This window comes from Pseudomonas sp. BTN1 (assembly GCF_001907715.1).
In the GTDB taxonomy this organism is placed as follows: domain Bacteria; phylum Pseudomonadota; class Gammaproteobacteria; order Pseudomonadales; family Pseudomonadaceae; genus Aquipseudomonas; species Aquipseudomonas paracarnis.
Genome location: NZ_MPBM01000038.1, coordinates 13,850 through 30,864, shown reverse-complemented (window position 1 = coordinate 30,864; position 17,015 = coordinate 13,850). Strand labels below are relative to the sequence as shown.

Genomic DNA, 17,015 nt, shown 5'->3' with positions numbered 1-17,015 from the left:
TCAATCACCAATACGTTTCATATTCACGTCAAAAGTACCCAGTCTCGTATCTTTCGAGCCAAGCGCTTTAACCGATTTAGCTGCTTTCCATGCTCCTCCGTTATGTCCGTCAAGGTCCCTAGTGATATACAAATTCCCCTGTTTGAAAACAGCCTGCCCATCATGAACTGTTTCGTTGATTTTTTTATACCCCAATGCTTCTGCAGCCTGCTTGGCCTCCTTATTTGTCCTATAGACAGGTTCGGCAAGAGGGCGAGGAGAATTTGCCTCGGAATCTTTACCGCCCTTACCTTTTCGAGCAGGCATCGCCCCAAATAAAATACTGGAAAGTAGCTCACCACCGCCAATCAGATATTTGTCGCTGTCATACGTCGGATTCAGCTCGGTCCCTTCGATGATTTGAGCGACTTTCTTTCCGACGAACGCATTCGCTTTGTCTATATTCTTCGAGATCGCCTGCCCCGCCTCGGTCCCCTCAACAGCCTTCATCGCAATGAATTGAGCACCCCCTTTCGGGCCTTGAGCCGCGGCCAACACATAGGCTATGGCTTCCACACTCTCAGGATGTTTGTTTTTATAAGCCTGTATTTCCCCGAGTTGACGAATCAGACCTTGAAGTTCTTCAATCCCTGTCGGGTTGACTTCCGACGTATCCAGTACCACTGCCTGAGGGTCGGGTTTATAGGTGCTCGACTCAACAAGCTTCTGCGCGTCGCTAAGCACCTGGGGTTCGATCCCATTTAACGACGCCATACTTCTCAGGACGCTGTCGATGAATTCGGGATCCCCCATTTTTGCCATTGCCGATCGAGGACTCATACCAGAGAGAATGAGGGCTTCAAGCGTGCTTTCTGCCAAGTCTTTGCCGGCCATGGCTTCTGCACGAGCATCCATCGGACGGCCCTGCATGACTTCCACTCGATTGACTAATGCATGCAATGCCCCGGCGGCCTTGTTGAAGTTGTCCAACGCCGTTTTATCGTAATTGAGTAGCCCATCAGACCATTGCTTCAGCGTTTCTCCAGGTTTGAGCACAGCATCAATGGACGAACTACTCGCATACAAATCCGTTCGTTTTTCATCATCCTTGGTGATCTCATAGGCCTTACCCACATCCCGGTTCAACCCGGCCGTAGAGTCACCTCCCGTCTCAGCATCCTTGCGCACAACGACTTCACCTGCCCCCACCGTGGCGCGGACAATCTGTTCACGTTCTTTCTCGTAGTTCCAACCCTCAACGCTCCAACCGGTCTTACCTTCCTTGCCTTTGCCCGCCTGGCTGCTGTCTTGTACGGTGTTGCCTTTGCTTTCACTGCTCCCGGCTTTATAGGTGCCGCCTACGTTCAGGTAGTACCCATGCTCTTTGTCTTGCCCGGCGATATCGCTGAAGCCGAGGGTGCCGGTGTCCAGTTTCAGGTTGCCGTTGTCAGCGGCGATGACGGCTCCGTCGATCTGGGTATGGTTCTCTGTTCTGATATCGACGGCATTTTTGCCGGTGATACGGGTTTGCTCTTCGACCCAGTCCGTTTTGCCTGTGGTCTTGCCAAAGCCGACCGAGCCGCTGACACCCGCACCCGGGCCGATGGTGGCCGTAACGCTGATATCAAACTCTTTGCCCTTGACCTTGCCCGTATCAGCGACCGACGAAACCTTGAGGTCGCCGCCCACGCGCCCCACCACTTCGTCGCCTCTGAGGTTCGCTCCGCCGATGGTGGTGTCTTTGCCGCTGGCGAAACCCAGGCGGTCGCCGGCATAGAGATAAGCCTCTTGTTGGCGTTGGCCTTCTCGCTCCAGGTTACCCTTGCCCATACTGACGCTGACGTAGACGCCAATACCTTCAGAGCCAAACGTCAGACCTGCTTCCCCGCCGCCACTGTGGCGGTTGTTTTCGCTGTTGCTGTCGTTATGCGCCGAACGAATGTTCAAATAGTTGCCGGCATTCAGCTCGATATCTCGCTGAGCTTTAGCCTGCGTTCCAACCAAGTTCAGGTCATTGCTGGCCTTGAGGTTGATATCGCGACCGGCTTCCAGCTGTGAAGCCGTAGACGAGCCTTGGGAACTCTCGCCCGTAGCCGTGCCGAAGCTACCGCCAGCGCCCAACTTGATCCCGCCGCTGGTACCGCCATGAATGCCGCCCCAACTTTGGGTGTGGGTGGTTTCTTCACTAATCCCGCCCTTGGCCACGTCCAGCGTGACGTCACGTCCTTTGATATTGATGTCACGTCCGGCGTCCAGGTGGCTTCCCTTCACCAACAAATCGTTGCCAGCGTTAAGGTGTAAATCGTTACCGGCGCTCAGCGTCGAAGAGCGATTGGTCTGCTCGATAACCTGCTGGCTGTTGGTCTGCTTACTGTTGCCGAACTTCCCGTCGAGCGTTGGCCCGCTGACAAACTGACTGACCGAATCAACGGCTTTGAGCGTGCTTGAGCCCTTGCTGACATTGTCCTCGCCTTTCCCTGCTCCGCTGACAGCGTCCTTGGTATTGGCATAGTTATGGTTGATCGAAACACCCAGGCCGTTGCTCTCTTTCTCGCGTATCTGCTCGGTGAGCACACTTTCACGCGCAGCATCGATATTGATATTTCTGCCCGCCGTCAGCTCGATATCATTGGCAGCGCCCACATCAGAGCCGCGCTGGTTGATATCACGCTTGGCGTTGATTGCCACATCTTGCCCGGCGCTGATCTGGCTGCTGGAAGCGGTCTCGTGTTCGACACGATTTTTCTCCCCACTGCCTTCAGTGCCGGCGAAGAGGCTGATGCCATCGCCGTTACTGGAAATGCTTGAACCCGTCTGTTTTTTCTTCTCCCACGTACGTTCGCTGCTGGTGTCTTGCGCGGCGACCACATTGACGTCGCGCCCTGCATCCAGGTTGACATTGCGCCCTGCGCTGATGCCACTGCCAACCAGATTGATGTCGCGCTCAGCCTGCAAAGTTGCATCGCGCTCGGCACTTACATGGCTGCCCACGCTGGTGCTGCTCTGAGCTTCACGACCGGCCTTCTTAGCGGACGAAATGGCAACCGATGTTGGCCTTTCCGTGTAACCAAACTTCTTCTTGTGCTCTTCACTGCGGCTATAGGCCGTGTCGTTCGCAGAAATCAGGTTGATATCACCCGTGCTATTGACCAGCCCGGAGCGCAGTTCAGTGTCGTTATCGGCACTAATCTCACTGGCCCGCACCCGCACATCATTACCTGCCGCCACCACCACGTCATTGCCCGCCTCCAACTCACTGCCCACTTGGCTCGCAGTAGTCTTCAACTGGCTTTTGCCACTTTTGGACAGCCCCAGGAACCCGGACTTGGTCTTCTTGCTGTAGGAACCATGCTCCTCGACACCCGACAACACCGCAATGTCACCCGTGGCCCCCAGCAACATGTCGCCACCGGCCTTCAACTGGCTGCCGATCACGGTGACGTCACGCCCGCCATCGATGCTCATCCCGCCATCAGGCTTCTTGGTGGTATTGATGGTCAGGTCTTTACCGGCTTCAACGACCGAGGCCACGTTGGTGCTGTCGTAACTCTCCCGCTGTTGGCTTTTGCTACGACCGAATGAGCCCTTGCTCTTTTTCGAGTAGAACGAAGCGTCTTCGTCCAGTGCCGACAGGATGCTCACATCGCGCTGTGCATCGAGGGTCACGTTGCCGCCCCCGGCAATCCGGCTGGCGGTGAGTTCCAGGTCTTTACCGGCATTGAGCGACACATCGCCGCCGGCCGTCAGCACGCTGGAAACCTGGCTGATGTGGTCCTTGGACTGGGTGACCTTCTTGGACTTGCTGGAGGAATGCTGTTCGTCGGCGGCCGACGAAATGCTCAGGTTTTCGGTGGTCGTAATGCTCAAGTCACGCTTGGCGTCGATGCGGCTGGCAATGGCGCTGAAGTCACGCCCTGCCGATACCTTGAGGTCACGGCCTGCCTCCACGCTGGCACCGTTTTGCGTCACGGTTTCGGTGCGCAGGCGGCTGCCCAGATCCAAGCCATTGCGTTGCTCAACGGCATCGATGTGCACATCGCGGCCAGCGACCAATGTGGTGTCACGTCCGCTTTGCAGTACGCCACCGGTATTGGCGATGTCACGACCTGCATTCATCGTCAGGTCATTGGCAGCCTCGATGCGTGACGCACTGTCGAGATAGTCGCGTCGCTCGGCAGTACCGTTACCAGTGCGGGTCACGGCACGCTCGTTGATCACATCCCCCTTGATCGCCGTCAGCGTGACATCGCGTCCGGCGATGATGCCGCCGGACTTGTTGACGATGTTGTTACCCGCCAGCAGGTCGAGGCGGTTGCCGGCTTCGATCAAGCCGCTGTTGATCAGGTCATTGCCCGCTTTGGCGGACAGGTTGTTGGTGGCACGCAGGGTCCCGGCGTTCTCCAGGTTTTCGCCGGCGATCAGGTTAAGGTCGTTGCCTGCGATCAATGCGCCATTGGGTGCAAGACGATTGTCGGCCTGGGCCATGTACAGCACCGGCACCAGCACCTTTTCACCGTTCACTTCGTGCTGTTCGAGCCAGACGATGTCATGGGTCAGCGCCGCGACCTGTTGCGAGGTCAAGGTAACGCCCACTGCCAGGTTCAGTTGCTGCTTGCTCTGGATCGCATTGTCCATCAGGTACTTGAACAGCTTTTCGTCGGTGTTCTGGCCGTCGATAAAACGCTGCCCTGTGCGTGCTTGCACGGCCTGCTGGATCAAGCGTTGTTCATAGAGCCCGTCGCCCAGGCGCTTGGCACTTTCGTCCGGGTTGTAACCCAGCCCTGCGAGCAAGTAGTCGGAGCTCATGAACTGCTTGAGGTCGGTGAGCACCGGGTTGGTTTCGATCAGGTATTTATGTGGTTGCGACTTTGGCGCGGTAGGCGTGAAGCCTTGCACGCGGTTGATGGTCTGGCTGGCGACCGGAGTGGTTTGCGCCAGCGCATTGACCGGCTGGGCAATCACCTCCGCGACCTGGGTTGGGCTGCTGCCCGCACCTTGTGCGACGGGTGTGTTCACCACCGGCTGCACGCCTGGCATAACCGGCGTCACGCCAGGGATGTTCAACGTCGGCCGAGCGGGCTCGCCCGGTGTGGCGACCTGAACGTGGGTGTCCCTTTGGGTCAGCGCCAGGTCTGGCTGATCCGCAGGCCCTGTGACCTTCGCCACTGGCGGCGTTGAACCGCTGGACGGATCTTGGGCGTTGATACCGTCGCCCCGGGCGATTTCACCTGGGGTGATCTGGCTGGGCGTCCAGCCACTGCCGTTGGCCACATCGCCGGCCCCGGCAACGTTAAGTGTTCTGGTGGTGGCGGTGACACCACTGACCTGACGTGCAGTGGAGTCCACCTGACGCGTAGCTGCGCCCTGTTGAGTGACGCTTTTGAAATCGAAGGTGCGCGTTTCAAGCGCCGGTTGTGCATCCTGGCGTTGAGCCAGTCCGAGGGTCGCACCGCCCATGGTCCAGCTTTGTGGGCCACTGGTGGCTTGGGTGGCCTGGGCATCCTCACCCGCCCGGCTACTGAGGCGGAACAGTCCGTGAGTGCCCGTGGGCAAGGTGAACCCGCGTAGCGTCAAGGGGTTGACTTGTTGTTGGGCCAAGTCCGGTGGCAGCTGCGCATTCAAGTCGATTGCAACAACAGCATTATTGACTGGACGAGTGGCATCAAACCCACGTCCGGAACCTGTCGATATCGGCTGGCCCTCTTGGATGACACTGTTGACCAGATTCTTGCTGGCATTGATTTGAACCGCACCGCCAGCCTGAACGATGGCTTGGGCAGTGCCTGCACTGCCGGGCTTGGAGATCATCCGCTGATCGTAGAAATTGACTCCACTCAGAGTGGCCGGTAATGCCGACCTGGTGCCCGCGTTGTAGGCTGGCGCAGGAAACAGGGCTTGGAAATTGACATTGAAGGTCGTGTACGTTTTCCAACCAAACGTCAGGTTGGTTTGTCGCTGAGCCGTCCCCCCCATTCTTGTGTAGGGCGTCACCATCGACTCGTTCCAGTTTTGATCCCAGAAATGCAGGGTTCCCGCGCGTCTCGAACCGGAGCCTTGAAGCTTATAGGACGGATCATTCGCAGCGTTGTAATCCATGATCGAACGCCAGAAACGGGAGATATTCTTGTCTTCCTTGAGGTTAGGAAGGTCGAAAGACTTGAGAACCGAATACTTTCCTAATGTGGCGCCAACGTTACTGAAGTTTTCCAGCGCAGCACTGATATTGCCGGTGGCCGAAATAACCGAGGCAGAGTTCAACAGGCTACGTCCCTGAACATCCAGGTTCCTGCCGGACGAGATGCTTGCGGACACCGACTCCGCATCCACCTTGGATTCATATTCTTCCATCAATACCATGTGCCCGGCCCGTGCCGACGTGCCTCTCATCCCGATAGCGCCGGAAACCAATGTCGATGAAACATTGAAGAATTCTTTTTTGTTTTCTATCGCGCCCACATGGAGCGTCATATCGCCCGCGCTTTCCAGGTTGGCCGAAATATTGTTCAGGGTGCCCGCCCAATTGCCCTGTATATCCCGGGCGACAAAGAGTTTGCCCAGGCTGTAAACATCCGCGTTTTTATTGGTAAAACTCTCGGCCAGCAGCGACATGTCACCACCGCTGATGATCGCGCCGCGCTCGTTGAGCAAGGTCTGCGTGTCAATCAGCATGCCCTCACTGCTGCCAAGAGTGCCCGCGTTAGTCAGCGCTCCAGCACTGATCGCCAAATTGCCCATGGCGCTGATACGGCCCGAGTTAGTCATTTGGCCTGCGACGCTGATGGTAGCCCCCCGGCCCCCCGTAATACTTGAAGCAGCATCAAGGTTTAACGAAGCGGCGCCGACGTTCAGGGTATCTACGCTGCTGATACGCCCACTGCCGCCGTAGGTCCCCGTTAGCCCCAGGCTGAGCGTGCCATCACTGGCAATCAACCCGTTATTCACCCAACTGCCACCCTTACCTTCCAGGTGCGTCGAAGCCAGCAACTGCCCGGTTTCCGTCTGGGTAAAGTGATTGACGTTGACGTTCAATCGCCCTGCCTGAATGACACTGGTGTTGGTCCAGGTATCCGCGTTCAGAGTCAGGCCACCACGAGTTACAACAGTGCCGCCCGCGCCGGTTACGTTGGGCAACGAGATGTCGAATGTGCCCTCACCCACATGCAGCAATTGGCCGCCGTTGTTCTGGAAGCTGGCGGCCGCCAGGGTCAGGTCCTGGTTGGCGGTTTCCACGGCGCCGTTACGGTTGTCGAACACGCTGCCGATCTGGAACTCTGTCTTGCCGGCGCGTCCCAGGGCGCGCAACTTGCCGCCCTGGTTATCGATGGCGTTGGCGGCCACGGTCAGGTTGTTGGTGCTTTCGATCAGGCCGTTGTGGTTGGTCAGTTGGCCATCGAGGCCAAGCGCGATCTGGTCACCGGCAATCTGGCCGGCGCTGTTTTCCAGGGCGCTGCCATTGATGCGCATCAGGCCCTTGGCATACAACGCGCCCTGCTGGTTATTGAGGGTGGCAACCGTCAGCCATGCATCGCTGGTTTGCGCGCCGAGATAGCCGCCCTGATTATCGAATTGACCGGCATTGAGTAGAAGGCGCTGGCCTTGAATCAAGCCGCCCTTGGGGCTGCCATTGAGGTCATGGCCATTGCGAAGCACTCCCACCACACCGGCTTCAATGGCGCCCTTGAGACTGGCGAGCACACCGCTACGGTTGTCGAGGTTCCCGGCCTTGAGGTGCACGTCACCGGTCTGGCTGATGATATTGCCGCCTTGGTTGTCGAGATCGCCATTGACCTCGACACGCAGGCCGTTCTGCCCCTGCAACTTGCCCTGCGCGTTCGTCAGGCCAAAGGCGTTGATGCGCAGGTCGCCGTCCTGGCTGTAGATCAAACCGTCAGCGTTGTTTTGAACGATGGCGCTGGCATCGATGGCCAGCGGACCTTTCGCCGCGACGGTGCCGCCTTGGCTGTTGTTCAGGCCGCCCATGGCCAATGACAGGCGTCCCTGGCTGGCCAGTTGGCCGCCTCGGTTATCCACCTCGATGGCGCGCTGGAGTACCAACGACCCAGTGCCTGCGATCTTGCCGTTGACGTTGCCAAGGTTGCCTTGCAGGTTGAGCACCAGATGGTCGTTACCCATCAGCGAGCCACCGGTGTTGAGCAAGTTGCCACCCAGGAAGTTCAGGTTGCGCAGGGCCGTGATATTACCGGCACTGTTGTCGAGGTCGGCCGCGCTCAGATCCAGCGTCGAGCCGCTGTCGATCAACCCACCTTGGGTGTTGTTCAATGCGCCAATCACGTTCAAGGTCTGCTGCGCGCCGCTGGAGATAACACCTTTGTTGCTGTTATCCAGGCTCGCGGCGCTGACACTCAACTGCCCTTGGCTGGCCAACGCCCCTTCGCCACTGTTGAGCAAGCTGCCACTGAGGCGCACGTCAAGGTCGCCGTTGCGACTGGACAGCGTGCCTTTGTCACGGTTATTCAAGTGAGTGCCGATCAGGTTGAGGCCCTGCCAACCCGATATCAGGCCGCCGCGGTTAACCACGTCGCCTGCATTGAGCGTGAGTAACTGTTGGCTGATAAGCGTGCCGGCGCTGTTGTCCAGGCTGCGCCCCGTCAAGCTAAGTGCATTTTGGCTGGACAGTTCGCCGCCCTGGTTTTGCAGGTCGCGTAGGCGTTTTAAGGTCAACGGGCCTTTGGCAAAGATCAGGCCCTTGCGGTTATCCAGATCACCGTTTGCCAAGTCGACGCTCAGGCGCTGCTCACCTATCAACCTGCCGCCACGCAAGGCCATGGACGTGAGCGTGAGGTCCATATCACCCTTGGCCGATACCTCGCCGGCGTCACTGGCGTCTAAACTCAGGGCATTGAGTTCCAGGCTGCCCTGGCTGTTGATCAGGCCTTTGGCGCTGTTGTCCACGGCCAACGCATTGAGCGTCAGCGCGCTGGTACCCAGCAGGCTGCCGCCCTGGTTATTGAAGTTGCCCGCGTTGACTGTCAATGCCTGCGCGGCGTTGATCAAACCTTGTTGCCCGTTGCTCAGCAGCCCCGTGCTGGTCAATTCAAGGGCACCACGGCTGGTGAGCGTACCGCCGCTGTTATCGACCACGGCCGCTTGCGCACTCAGGCTTGCACCTGCAACCAAACCCTTGATGTTAGTGAGTACCTGGTCGATACGCAGTGTCAGGCCCTGGTTGCTGAGCAGGCGACCACCGCTGTTATTCAGGTTGCGCGCCACGATATTGAAGGCCTGGCCACTGGAGATTTCACCGGCCTGGTTGTTCACACCATTGAGATGGTTGAGCACCAGCGGCCCGGTCGCGTTGATGAGGCCCTGCTGGTTGTTGAGCTGGCCATTGTTCAGGTCCAGGGTCAGGCCCGCGTTGCTGAACAGCTTGCCACCTTGTTGATCAAGCCCATCGACGCTGGCCGTCAGGGCCTGGGCACTGCCGATGTTGCCGGCGCTGTTGTTCAGTAGCCCAGCCTTCAGCTCCAAGGTGTCGCCACTGGTGAGACGGCCCCCAGTGTTATCCAGCGCGCCAGTGGTTACACTGACCGCCCCTTTGCCACTGAGCACGCCCTTCTGGTTCCCCAGGCTAGCGCTGCGCAGTTGCAGCGTGCTGTCAGTCACGAGCTCACCGCCCTCGTTGTCCAGAGCCCCCTGCGAACCCAGCACCAACGCGTCGGCGCTGGAAATCCGCCCCTGACGGTTGACTACGCTCGCCGCATCGACGCGCAGGCGCCCTTCACTGTTGAGCACGCCTTGAGTGTTATTCAGCCCCCCTTTCAGCTCAAGTTGCAGAAGCTGCTGGGCGAGCAGTTTGCCGTTGCTGTTGTCCAGGTCCTGAGCGCTCAGCATCAGCCGCTGAGTATTGAGCTGGCCTTGGTTGCGATTAAGCAGCTGGGTGAGCGTAAGGTTTAAGGATTGCCCGGCCAGCACACGACCCGCATCGCTGTTATCCAAGGTGTGCCCTGTAACGGTCAGGTCGGCGTTGGTCGATAGTTCGCCACCACGGTTGTCGACCCGATCGACCAGCAGTTTCACCGCCTTATCGGCGCCAACCAGGCCTTTGCGGTTGTCCAGGACCGCACCACGCACATCCACGGCTGTGGTGCTGATGAGTTGACCGCCGCGGTTATCGACCTGATCGATATCAACCGTCACCAAGGCTTTGCCCGATACATCACCGTCACGGTTGTCGAGTCGAGCGGAAGACAGCCGCATGGCGCCGTCGGCAATCAGCGTTCCGCGCTGGTTATCCAGCGCCTGGGTGGCAGAGACGTCCATGACGCCACGACTGTTGAGCAAACCATCAGTGTTGTCCAAGCGAGCACTGTTGGCGTTGAGGGCGGCTGCGCTGATCGCACCTTTGGCGTTGCCCAAAGCGTCTTGAATCTGCAGGATCAGGCCCTGGTTACTGATCAGCTTGCCACCGCCGTTATCCAGGTTGCGAGCCGCCAGCACGAAGGCTTGCTGGCTGGAAATTTCGCCGCGCTGGTTATTGATATCAGCCAGGTTTTTCAACATCAGCAGCGGACTATTGATCAGGCCACCCACGTTGCTCAGTTGGCCGTGGTTCAGGTCCAGGTCGAGCTGGGTGTTGCTGAACAGTTCACCGCCCTGTTGATTCAGGCCGGTGATCGCGGCGGTAAGATTTTTACTGCTGGCGATACGTCCGCTGTTGGCCACCTGGGTGGCTGCCAGGTCCAGGCGATCAGCGCTGGTGATACGGCCAGTGTTGTTCAGCGTGCCGGTGGCCAGGGTCAGCGCGCCACGGCTGTTGAGCAGGCCTTTGGGGCCGTTGTCCAGGCTCGCGCTGGTGAGCGTCAGGGCGGCATCGGTCTCCATGACGCCGCCCTGGTTGGTGATAGCACCGCTGGCAGCAAGTGTGAGCGCACCCGCCGAAGAGACGGCACCCGCGTCGTTGTTGAGCGTCGCGCTGCTCACCTGCAGGGTACCTTCGCTGCTGATTTTGCCCAGCTGGTTATCCAGCCGACCATCCAGTTCAGTGCCGGGAATGGCGACCAGCGACATGCTCAGCGATTGCTGGCCCGCGAAAGTGCCTTGGCCGTTATCCAGGCGCGCGCCGTTGAAGCGGTTGTCCCGGGCGAAAATCATCCCTTGGGCCTGGTTGATCACATGGGCCACGGCCAGTTCCAATGCGGTACCGGCGATCAGTTTGCCCGCGCTGTTATCCAGGTGCTGCGCCTTGAAGTCGATGCTGCTCTGGCTGGAAATCTCGCCCGCACGGTTATCAATGGCGTCGACCGTCAGTTTCAGCGCTTTTGTGGCGCCTACCAGGCCGCCATCGCGATTGTCCAGGGAAGCCCCGCTCAAGCTCAGCTCGTCCTGGGCAACCAGTTCACCGCCCTGTTGGGCCAGTACACCGATAGTTGCCTGTAGATCCGCCTGGCTGGCGATTCGGCCAGCCGCGTTTTGCACATTATCGGCAGTCAGTCGCAGGGGCCCTGCTGCACTCACCAGCCCCTTCTGATTACGCAATTGCTGTCCGGAGAAGCTCAGGGCCGCTTTGCTGCTGAGCGAACCTTGCTGATTGTCCAACTCACCCACATTGAGCTGAAGGTCCTTCTGGGCAAGGATCACACCACCACGGTTGTCGACGTTGGCGCTGTGCAGCGTCAACAGGTCCTGCCCGGTCAGCCGCCCTTCGCGGTTATCCAGACGACCGGCACGCAGTTCCATCGCGCCTTTGGCCAACACTTGCCCTTTGGCCTGATTGTCCAGTAACCCATCAATCGTGGCCTTGAGTTGGCCGTCGCTGCCCAGTTTCCCGGCCTGGCGGTTATCCAGACTGGCGGCCTGCACGTTCAACGAGGTGCCGGCCCCGAGCGTGCCGGCCTGATTATTCAGCGCGCCCTTGACCTTCACATCCAGGCTGACATCACCGAGCACCTGCCCGGCAGTGTTATCCAAACTGGCCGCCTTCAGCTGCGTGTGGCCTGCGCTGACGATTTCGCCCTGGTCGTTAAGCAGGTCCTCATTGACCGCCAGGCGCGCATCCAGAGCGCTGCTGACCTTGCCTTCACGGTTGTCCAGGCGCGAGGCACCCAGCTCGACACCAGCGGCTGAAATCAGCCCTTTGACGTTAAGCAACGCCTGTTCGATTTTGAGGGTCAAGCCTTGGTCGCTGAGTAAGTTGCCGCCGCTGTTGTCCAGGGTGTCGGCACGCAAGGCAAAGGCCTTGGCGCTGGAAATTTCACCGTTACGGTTGTCGACGCTTTTGAGGTTTTTGAGCAACAACTGCCCTGGCGCGTTGATAAAGCCATCGGCGTTATTCAAGTGCCCCTGGTTCATGTCCAGGGTCAGTTCGCTGTTGCTGTAAAACTCACCGGCTCCGCGCTGGTCAAGGCTGCTGAGGCTGGCGTTGAGCGCCTGGCCACTGGCGATACGGCCCTCGAAGCGGTTGTCTACGTCGGTCGCTGTCAGGTTGAGGCGATCAGCGCTGGTGACACGGCCTTGATGTTGGTTAAGCAATACGCCTGTGGTCAGTTGCAGTGCACCGTCAGCCACAATGCGCCCGTGGCTGTTGTCGACACTGCCTGCATTCACCGTCGCCGTATCAGCGCTGAGCACCTCGCCGTTCTGATTGGCGAGGGCATTGGCGGCGCTCAACAGTAACGCCCCGCCGCTGCTGATACGCCCGCCGTTGTTGCCAAAGCTGGCGCTGCGCAGTTGCAAGGCGGCGTCGCTGCGCATGACGCCTTGGCTGTTGTCAGCCTGCCCGGCCAGGGTCACGTCCAGGTTGCGTTTGGCGTAGACACTGCCTTGGGCGCTGTTATCCAGGCTGGTTGCCTTGAGGTTGACATCCTGCTGCGCAGAAATCAGGCCCTTGAGCTGGTTGTTCAGCCTGGCGAGCGTCAGCTGGAGCGTACTATTGGCCAGTACGCGACCGGCATTGCTGTTGTCCAGCTCACGGCCCATCATCGTCAGTTCGGTAACGCTGGAAACTTCACCCCCTCGGTTGTCCAGCTTGCCGATGGACAGGTTCATGGCTTTACCCGAATTGAGCAACCCGGCCTGACGGTTGTCCAGCTCGTCCCCCTTGACTTGCAACTGCCCGACCGACGTGATGCTGCCACCTCGGTTATCCACGCTACCCACCACAAGGTGCGCCTCACCCTTGCTGGTCAGACGGCCCTTGGACTGGTTGTCCAGGCTGGCAGCATTGACCGTCAGCATCTGACCGGCAGCTAGCGTGCCTTTGTCATTGTTGACCGCGCCGTGGCTGGTCAAGATCAAGCGGTTATCGCCCTGGATGCGCCCTTGACTGTTGTTCAGCGCAGCCACTTCGACTGTCGAGTGCTGACCCAGCAATTCACCGTTGCGATTGTCCAGCACACCTTCTACGCCGAGGTTCAGGTCGGAAACGGCACTCAGTTTGCCGCCCTGGTTGTCCAGGCTGGCGCTGCTGACCTGCAAGGCTGCCGCGGAAATCAGGCCACGGGTGTTATCCAGTGCCTGGGCGATTCGCAGGGTCAAGGCTTGTTGGCTGAGTAACTTGCCGTCCGCTGTGTTCAAGGCGGTTGCCGCCAGCTCAAAGGCGTGGGCGCTGGAAATTTCACCGCCCTGGTTATCAACGCTGCCCAGTTGCTTGAGCAGCAATTGCCCCGGCGCGTTGATCAAACCACCGTTATTGTTTAGGTAACCACCTTGCATATCCAGGCTTACATCGGCTTGGCTTACGACATGCCCGTTACGGCTGTTGTCCAGTGCAGTAACGGTCATCCCCAACTGAGTGGCACTGCGCAGTTCTCCGCCTTGGTTGCTCAGGTTGCCCGTTGCAATCTTCAGCTCGCCAGCACTCGATAGCGTTGCGTCATCGTTGGTTAAACCACCGGCATTGATGGTCAGGCGAGCATCGCTGCGCAGCGTGCCTTGGGCGTTGTTCAACTGACCGCCAACATCGACGCCCAGTTGGTGTTTGGCGTACAGGCTACCGCCCGCGCGGTTATCGATGCCTTGTGCACTGATCTGTACCTGCTCAGCGGCAATACGACCGTTGAGCGAGTTGTTCAAATCAGCAACGTTCACCTGCAAGTCAGTGCCAGCGCTCACCAGCCCCGCTTGGTTGAGCATATTCGCGGCTATACGCGCCGTCAGCGACGCATCGCTGGTCAGGGTGCCCTGACGGTTATCCAGGCTGGCGCTGTTGACGGTCACGCTTTGCCCGGCGGCCAATGTGCCTGCCTGGTTGCTGATCGCGCCACCCGCTTGGAGCACCAGCGTTCCATCACCCTGCACCAGGCCCTGGTCGTTATTGAGCGTCCCAACCCCAAGCACCAGGTGCTTGCCTAGCACCTTCGCGCTGCGGTTATCCAGCTCGCCATCGACTTGCAGGTTGAGGCCCTCCACCGCAGCGAGTCGACCGGCCTGGTTAATCAGTGTGCCCGCACGTACCTCCAGGGCCTTGGCGGTTAACCCACCTTTGGTATTGTCCAGTGCACGGGCAATGCGCACGCTCAAAGCTTGCTCGCTGAGCAACTTGCCGGCGCTGTTATTGAGTTGATCCGCATTCAGATCGAAGGCTTGGGTGCTGGAGATTTCGCCGCCCTGGTTATCGACGCTGTTCAGTTGAGTCAGCAACAACTGGCCTGGGGAGTTGATCAAGCCGCCTTGGTTGTTGAGGTGACCCCGATTGAGGTTCAGGCTCAAATCGCCTTGGCTGAAGAGTTGGCCGCCATTGCTGTTGTCCAGGTGACCTACGGTCAACTGTGCGCCTGAATCGGCACTGAAACTTCCGCTTTGATTGGCGAGCAAACCACCCACCCGGGCGTTAAGCCGATCACGGCTGTGAACTCGACCGCGTTGGTCGTTGAGCAAACTGGCAACGTCAATATCCAGGCCGCTGGCTGCAATCTGACCGGCACCATTGTTCAGTGCCTGGGCGATACGCAAGCCCAAGGCTTGATCACTGAGCAGCTTGCCAGCGCGGTTGTCGAGGCTGTTCGCCGCGACGCTAAACCCACGGGCACTGGAAATCTCGCCACTGCGGTTGTCGACGCTATTGAGATTATTCAGCGCCAGCTGGCCACTGGCATTGATCAAACCTGCATCGTGGTTGTCGAGGTGGCCGTTGCTCAGGTCCAGGGTTAGGTCGCTATTGCTGTAAATGCGCCCTTGGTCATGCTGGTCGAGGCTGGTGACACGGGCATTGAGAGCCTTGGCGCTGTAGATTGATCCACCTTGGCTGTTATTGACCGGGCCGGCCGCCAGTTCAAGGGCGCCACCACTGGCGAGCACGCCATGTTGTTGGTTATTGAAGTTCCCGGCATTGACCTGTGCAGCGGCCCCCGATTCGATGCGGCCCTGCTGCTGATTATCCAACGTGCCGGCGATATTCAGCCCCAGCTCGCCCTGGCTGGTGAGGATGCCTGACTGGCTATTGTCCAGTTGCCCCGCGTTGACCCGCACCATCTGCCCGGCCGCCAGGCGACCGTTTTGATTGTTCACCGCCGCGCTGGCAGTCAAGCGCAGCGCCTGGCCCGCAGATATCAGGCCGGCGACGTTGTCCAGGCTGTCGACCTGCAAGGTGACGTCAGCAAGGCTTGAGAGCTCGCCCTTGCGATTGACCAACTGCCCGATGCGGCCACTGAGCCCTCGGTCGCCCACCACCAGGCCTGCGTCAGTATTGAGCAACTGCCCGGCATTGAGCTCAAGGCGTGAGGCGCTCAACACGCGGCCTTGCTGTTGGTTATCCAGTTCTTCGGTCGTCACCTTCAGCTGGTTTTGCGCGCTAAGGGTGCCGCCGCGGTTGTCGAGAGTGCCATCCACATTCACGGCTAGGTCACGACTGGCGATGACGGTCTTGCCGTTGTTATTCAACTGGGCGGCAGTGACGTGGATATCGCCCTGAGCATTGCGCGTCCGATCAGCGTTGACACCCGCTTCGATGACGCCGTTGTTGGTCAACACCCCACCGCTTTGCAGCGCCACGCGATCACGCGCAGCCAGGCTTTTTTGATTGAGCAGGTCGCCTTGCGTCTTCATCTCAAGCACGCTGCCCGCCGCGACCACGCCCTGGGCTTCCACGCTGCGGGCCTTCACGTTAATGGCGCCGGCCGCTGTTGTCTGGCCCATGACCACGTGGCCACCGGCATCGATCTGAATATCACCGCCGGCGACCATGTCCCCCGACAACTTCACACCGACACCCGCCTCGGTCCCCACCAGCTTGACTGCGCCCACATACATGCCGCCCAGCGCCGACGAGTCAATCGCCAGATCCGGCGCCTGGCTGCCATCTGCGGCCCGTGCGGTGGCATTTAAGGTGCGTGCGTCGACGTCATTACGACCGGCGATGACGGTGAGTTTTTTCGCCTGGATCTGGGCATTGATGGTGGTGGCGCGGGTGATGATTTCGAACTGATCGACGTTGCTGGCGTTCAGGCCGGCGCCTTCGATAGCAACACTGCCCTGGTCCACCTGGTAGCGATTGATCTGGCCGTTTTCAATCACGGCTTTGCCGGTGGTGAGCGTCGCTTGCGGGGTGTTGATAAAGCCGCAACCGTTACAGCTGATGCCATACGGGTTGGCAACGATCACATGGGCCGATTGCCCGGCCACTTCGGTATAGCCGCGTAGTTGGCTGGGGCTGCCGCCGTTGACTTCGTTGAGAATGATATTGGCCGCGGTGCCGTGGAGATTGGGGTTGCCGACAATGATGCCACCCAGTTGTGTGGACTGGGTACGGTCAGTGGCGTTATTGAGGATGACCCCGTTGGCGCCGACGTTGTAGTCATGAAATTGGTTGTGCGAAAGACCATTGGCATTTGGCGTGGCGATGTTGACGATGGGCACGCCATTGCCCGCTTGTCCAACCATCGTACCCGGCGCATTCACCACAATGCCGTCCGCCTGGGCCAGCAATGGGTGCCAGAACATCGCGTTGGCCAGGATTAACGCCAACCCACGTTTAGGCAGCCCCAGGAAATGGGCGCGGCTTTTTACGGCAGCAGAAGGCTGGCGCGCGAGGAATGCGTACTGGCGAACGTCCATGTCATGTCTCGAAGCCCGAAGGCGGT

1 protein-coding gene is annotated in these 17,015 nt (G+C 59.2%); it reads right to left on the bottom strand.

What is annotated here, in order from left to right:
- Positions 1-16,989, bottom strand: a complete 16,989-nt coding sequence (locus tag BMH52_RS18760; protein WP_083610648.1) for a hemagglutinin repeat-containing protein — start codon at positions 16,987-16,989, stop codon at positions 1-3.
- Between the last annotated feature and the right edge of the window lie 26 nt (positions 16,990-17,015).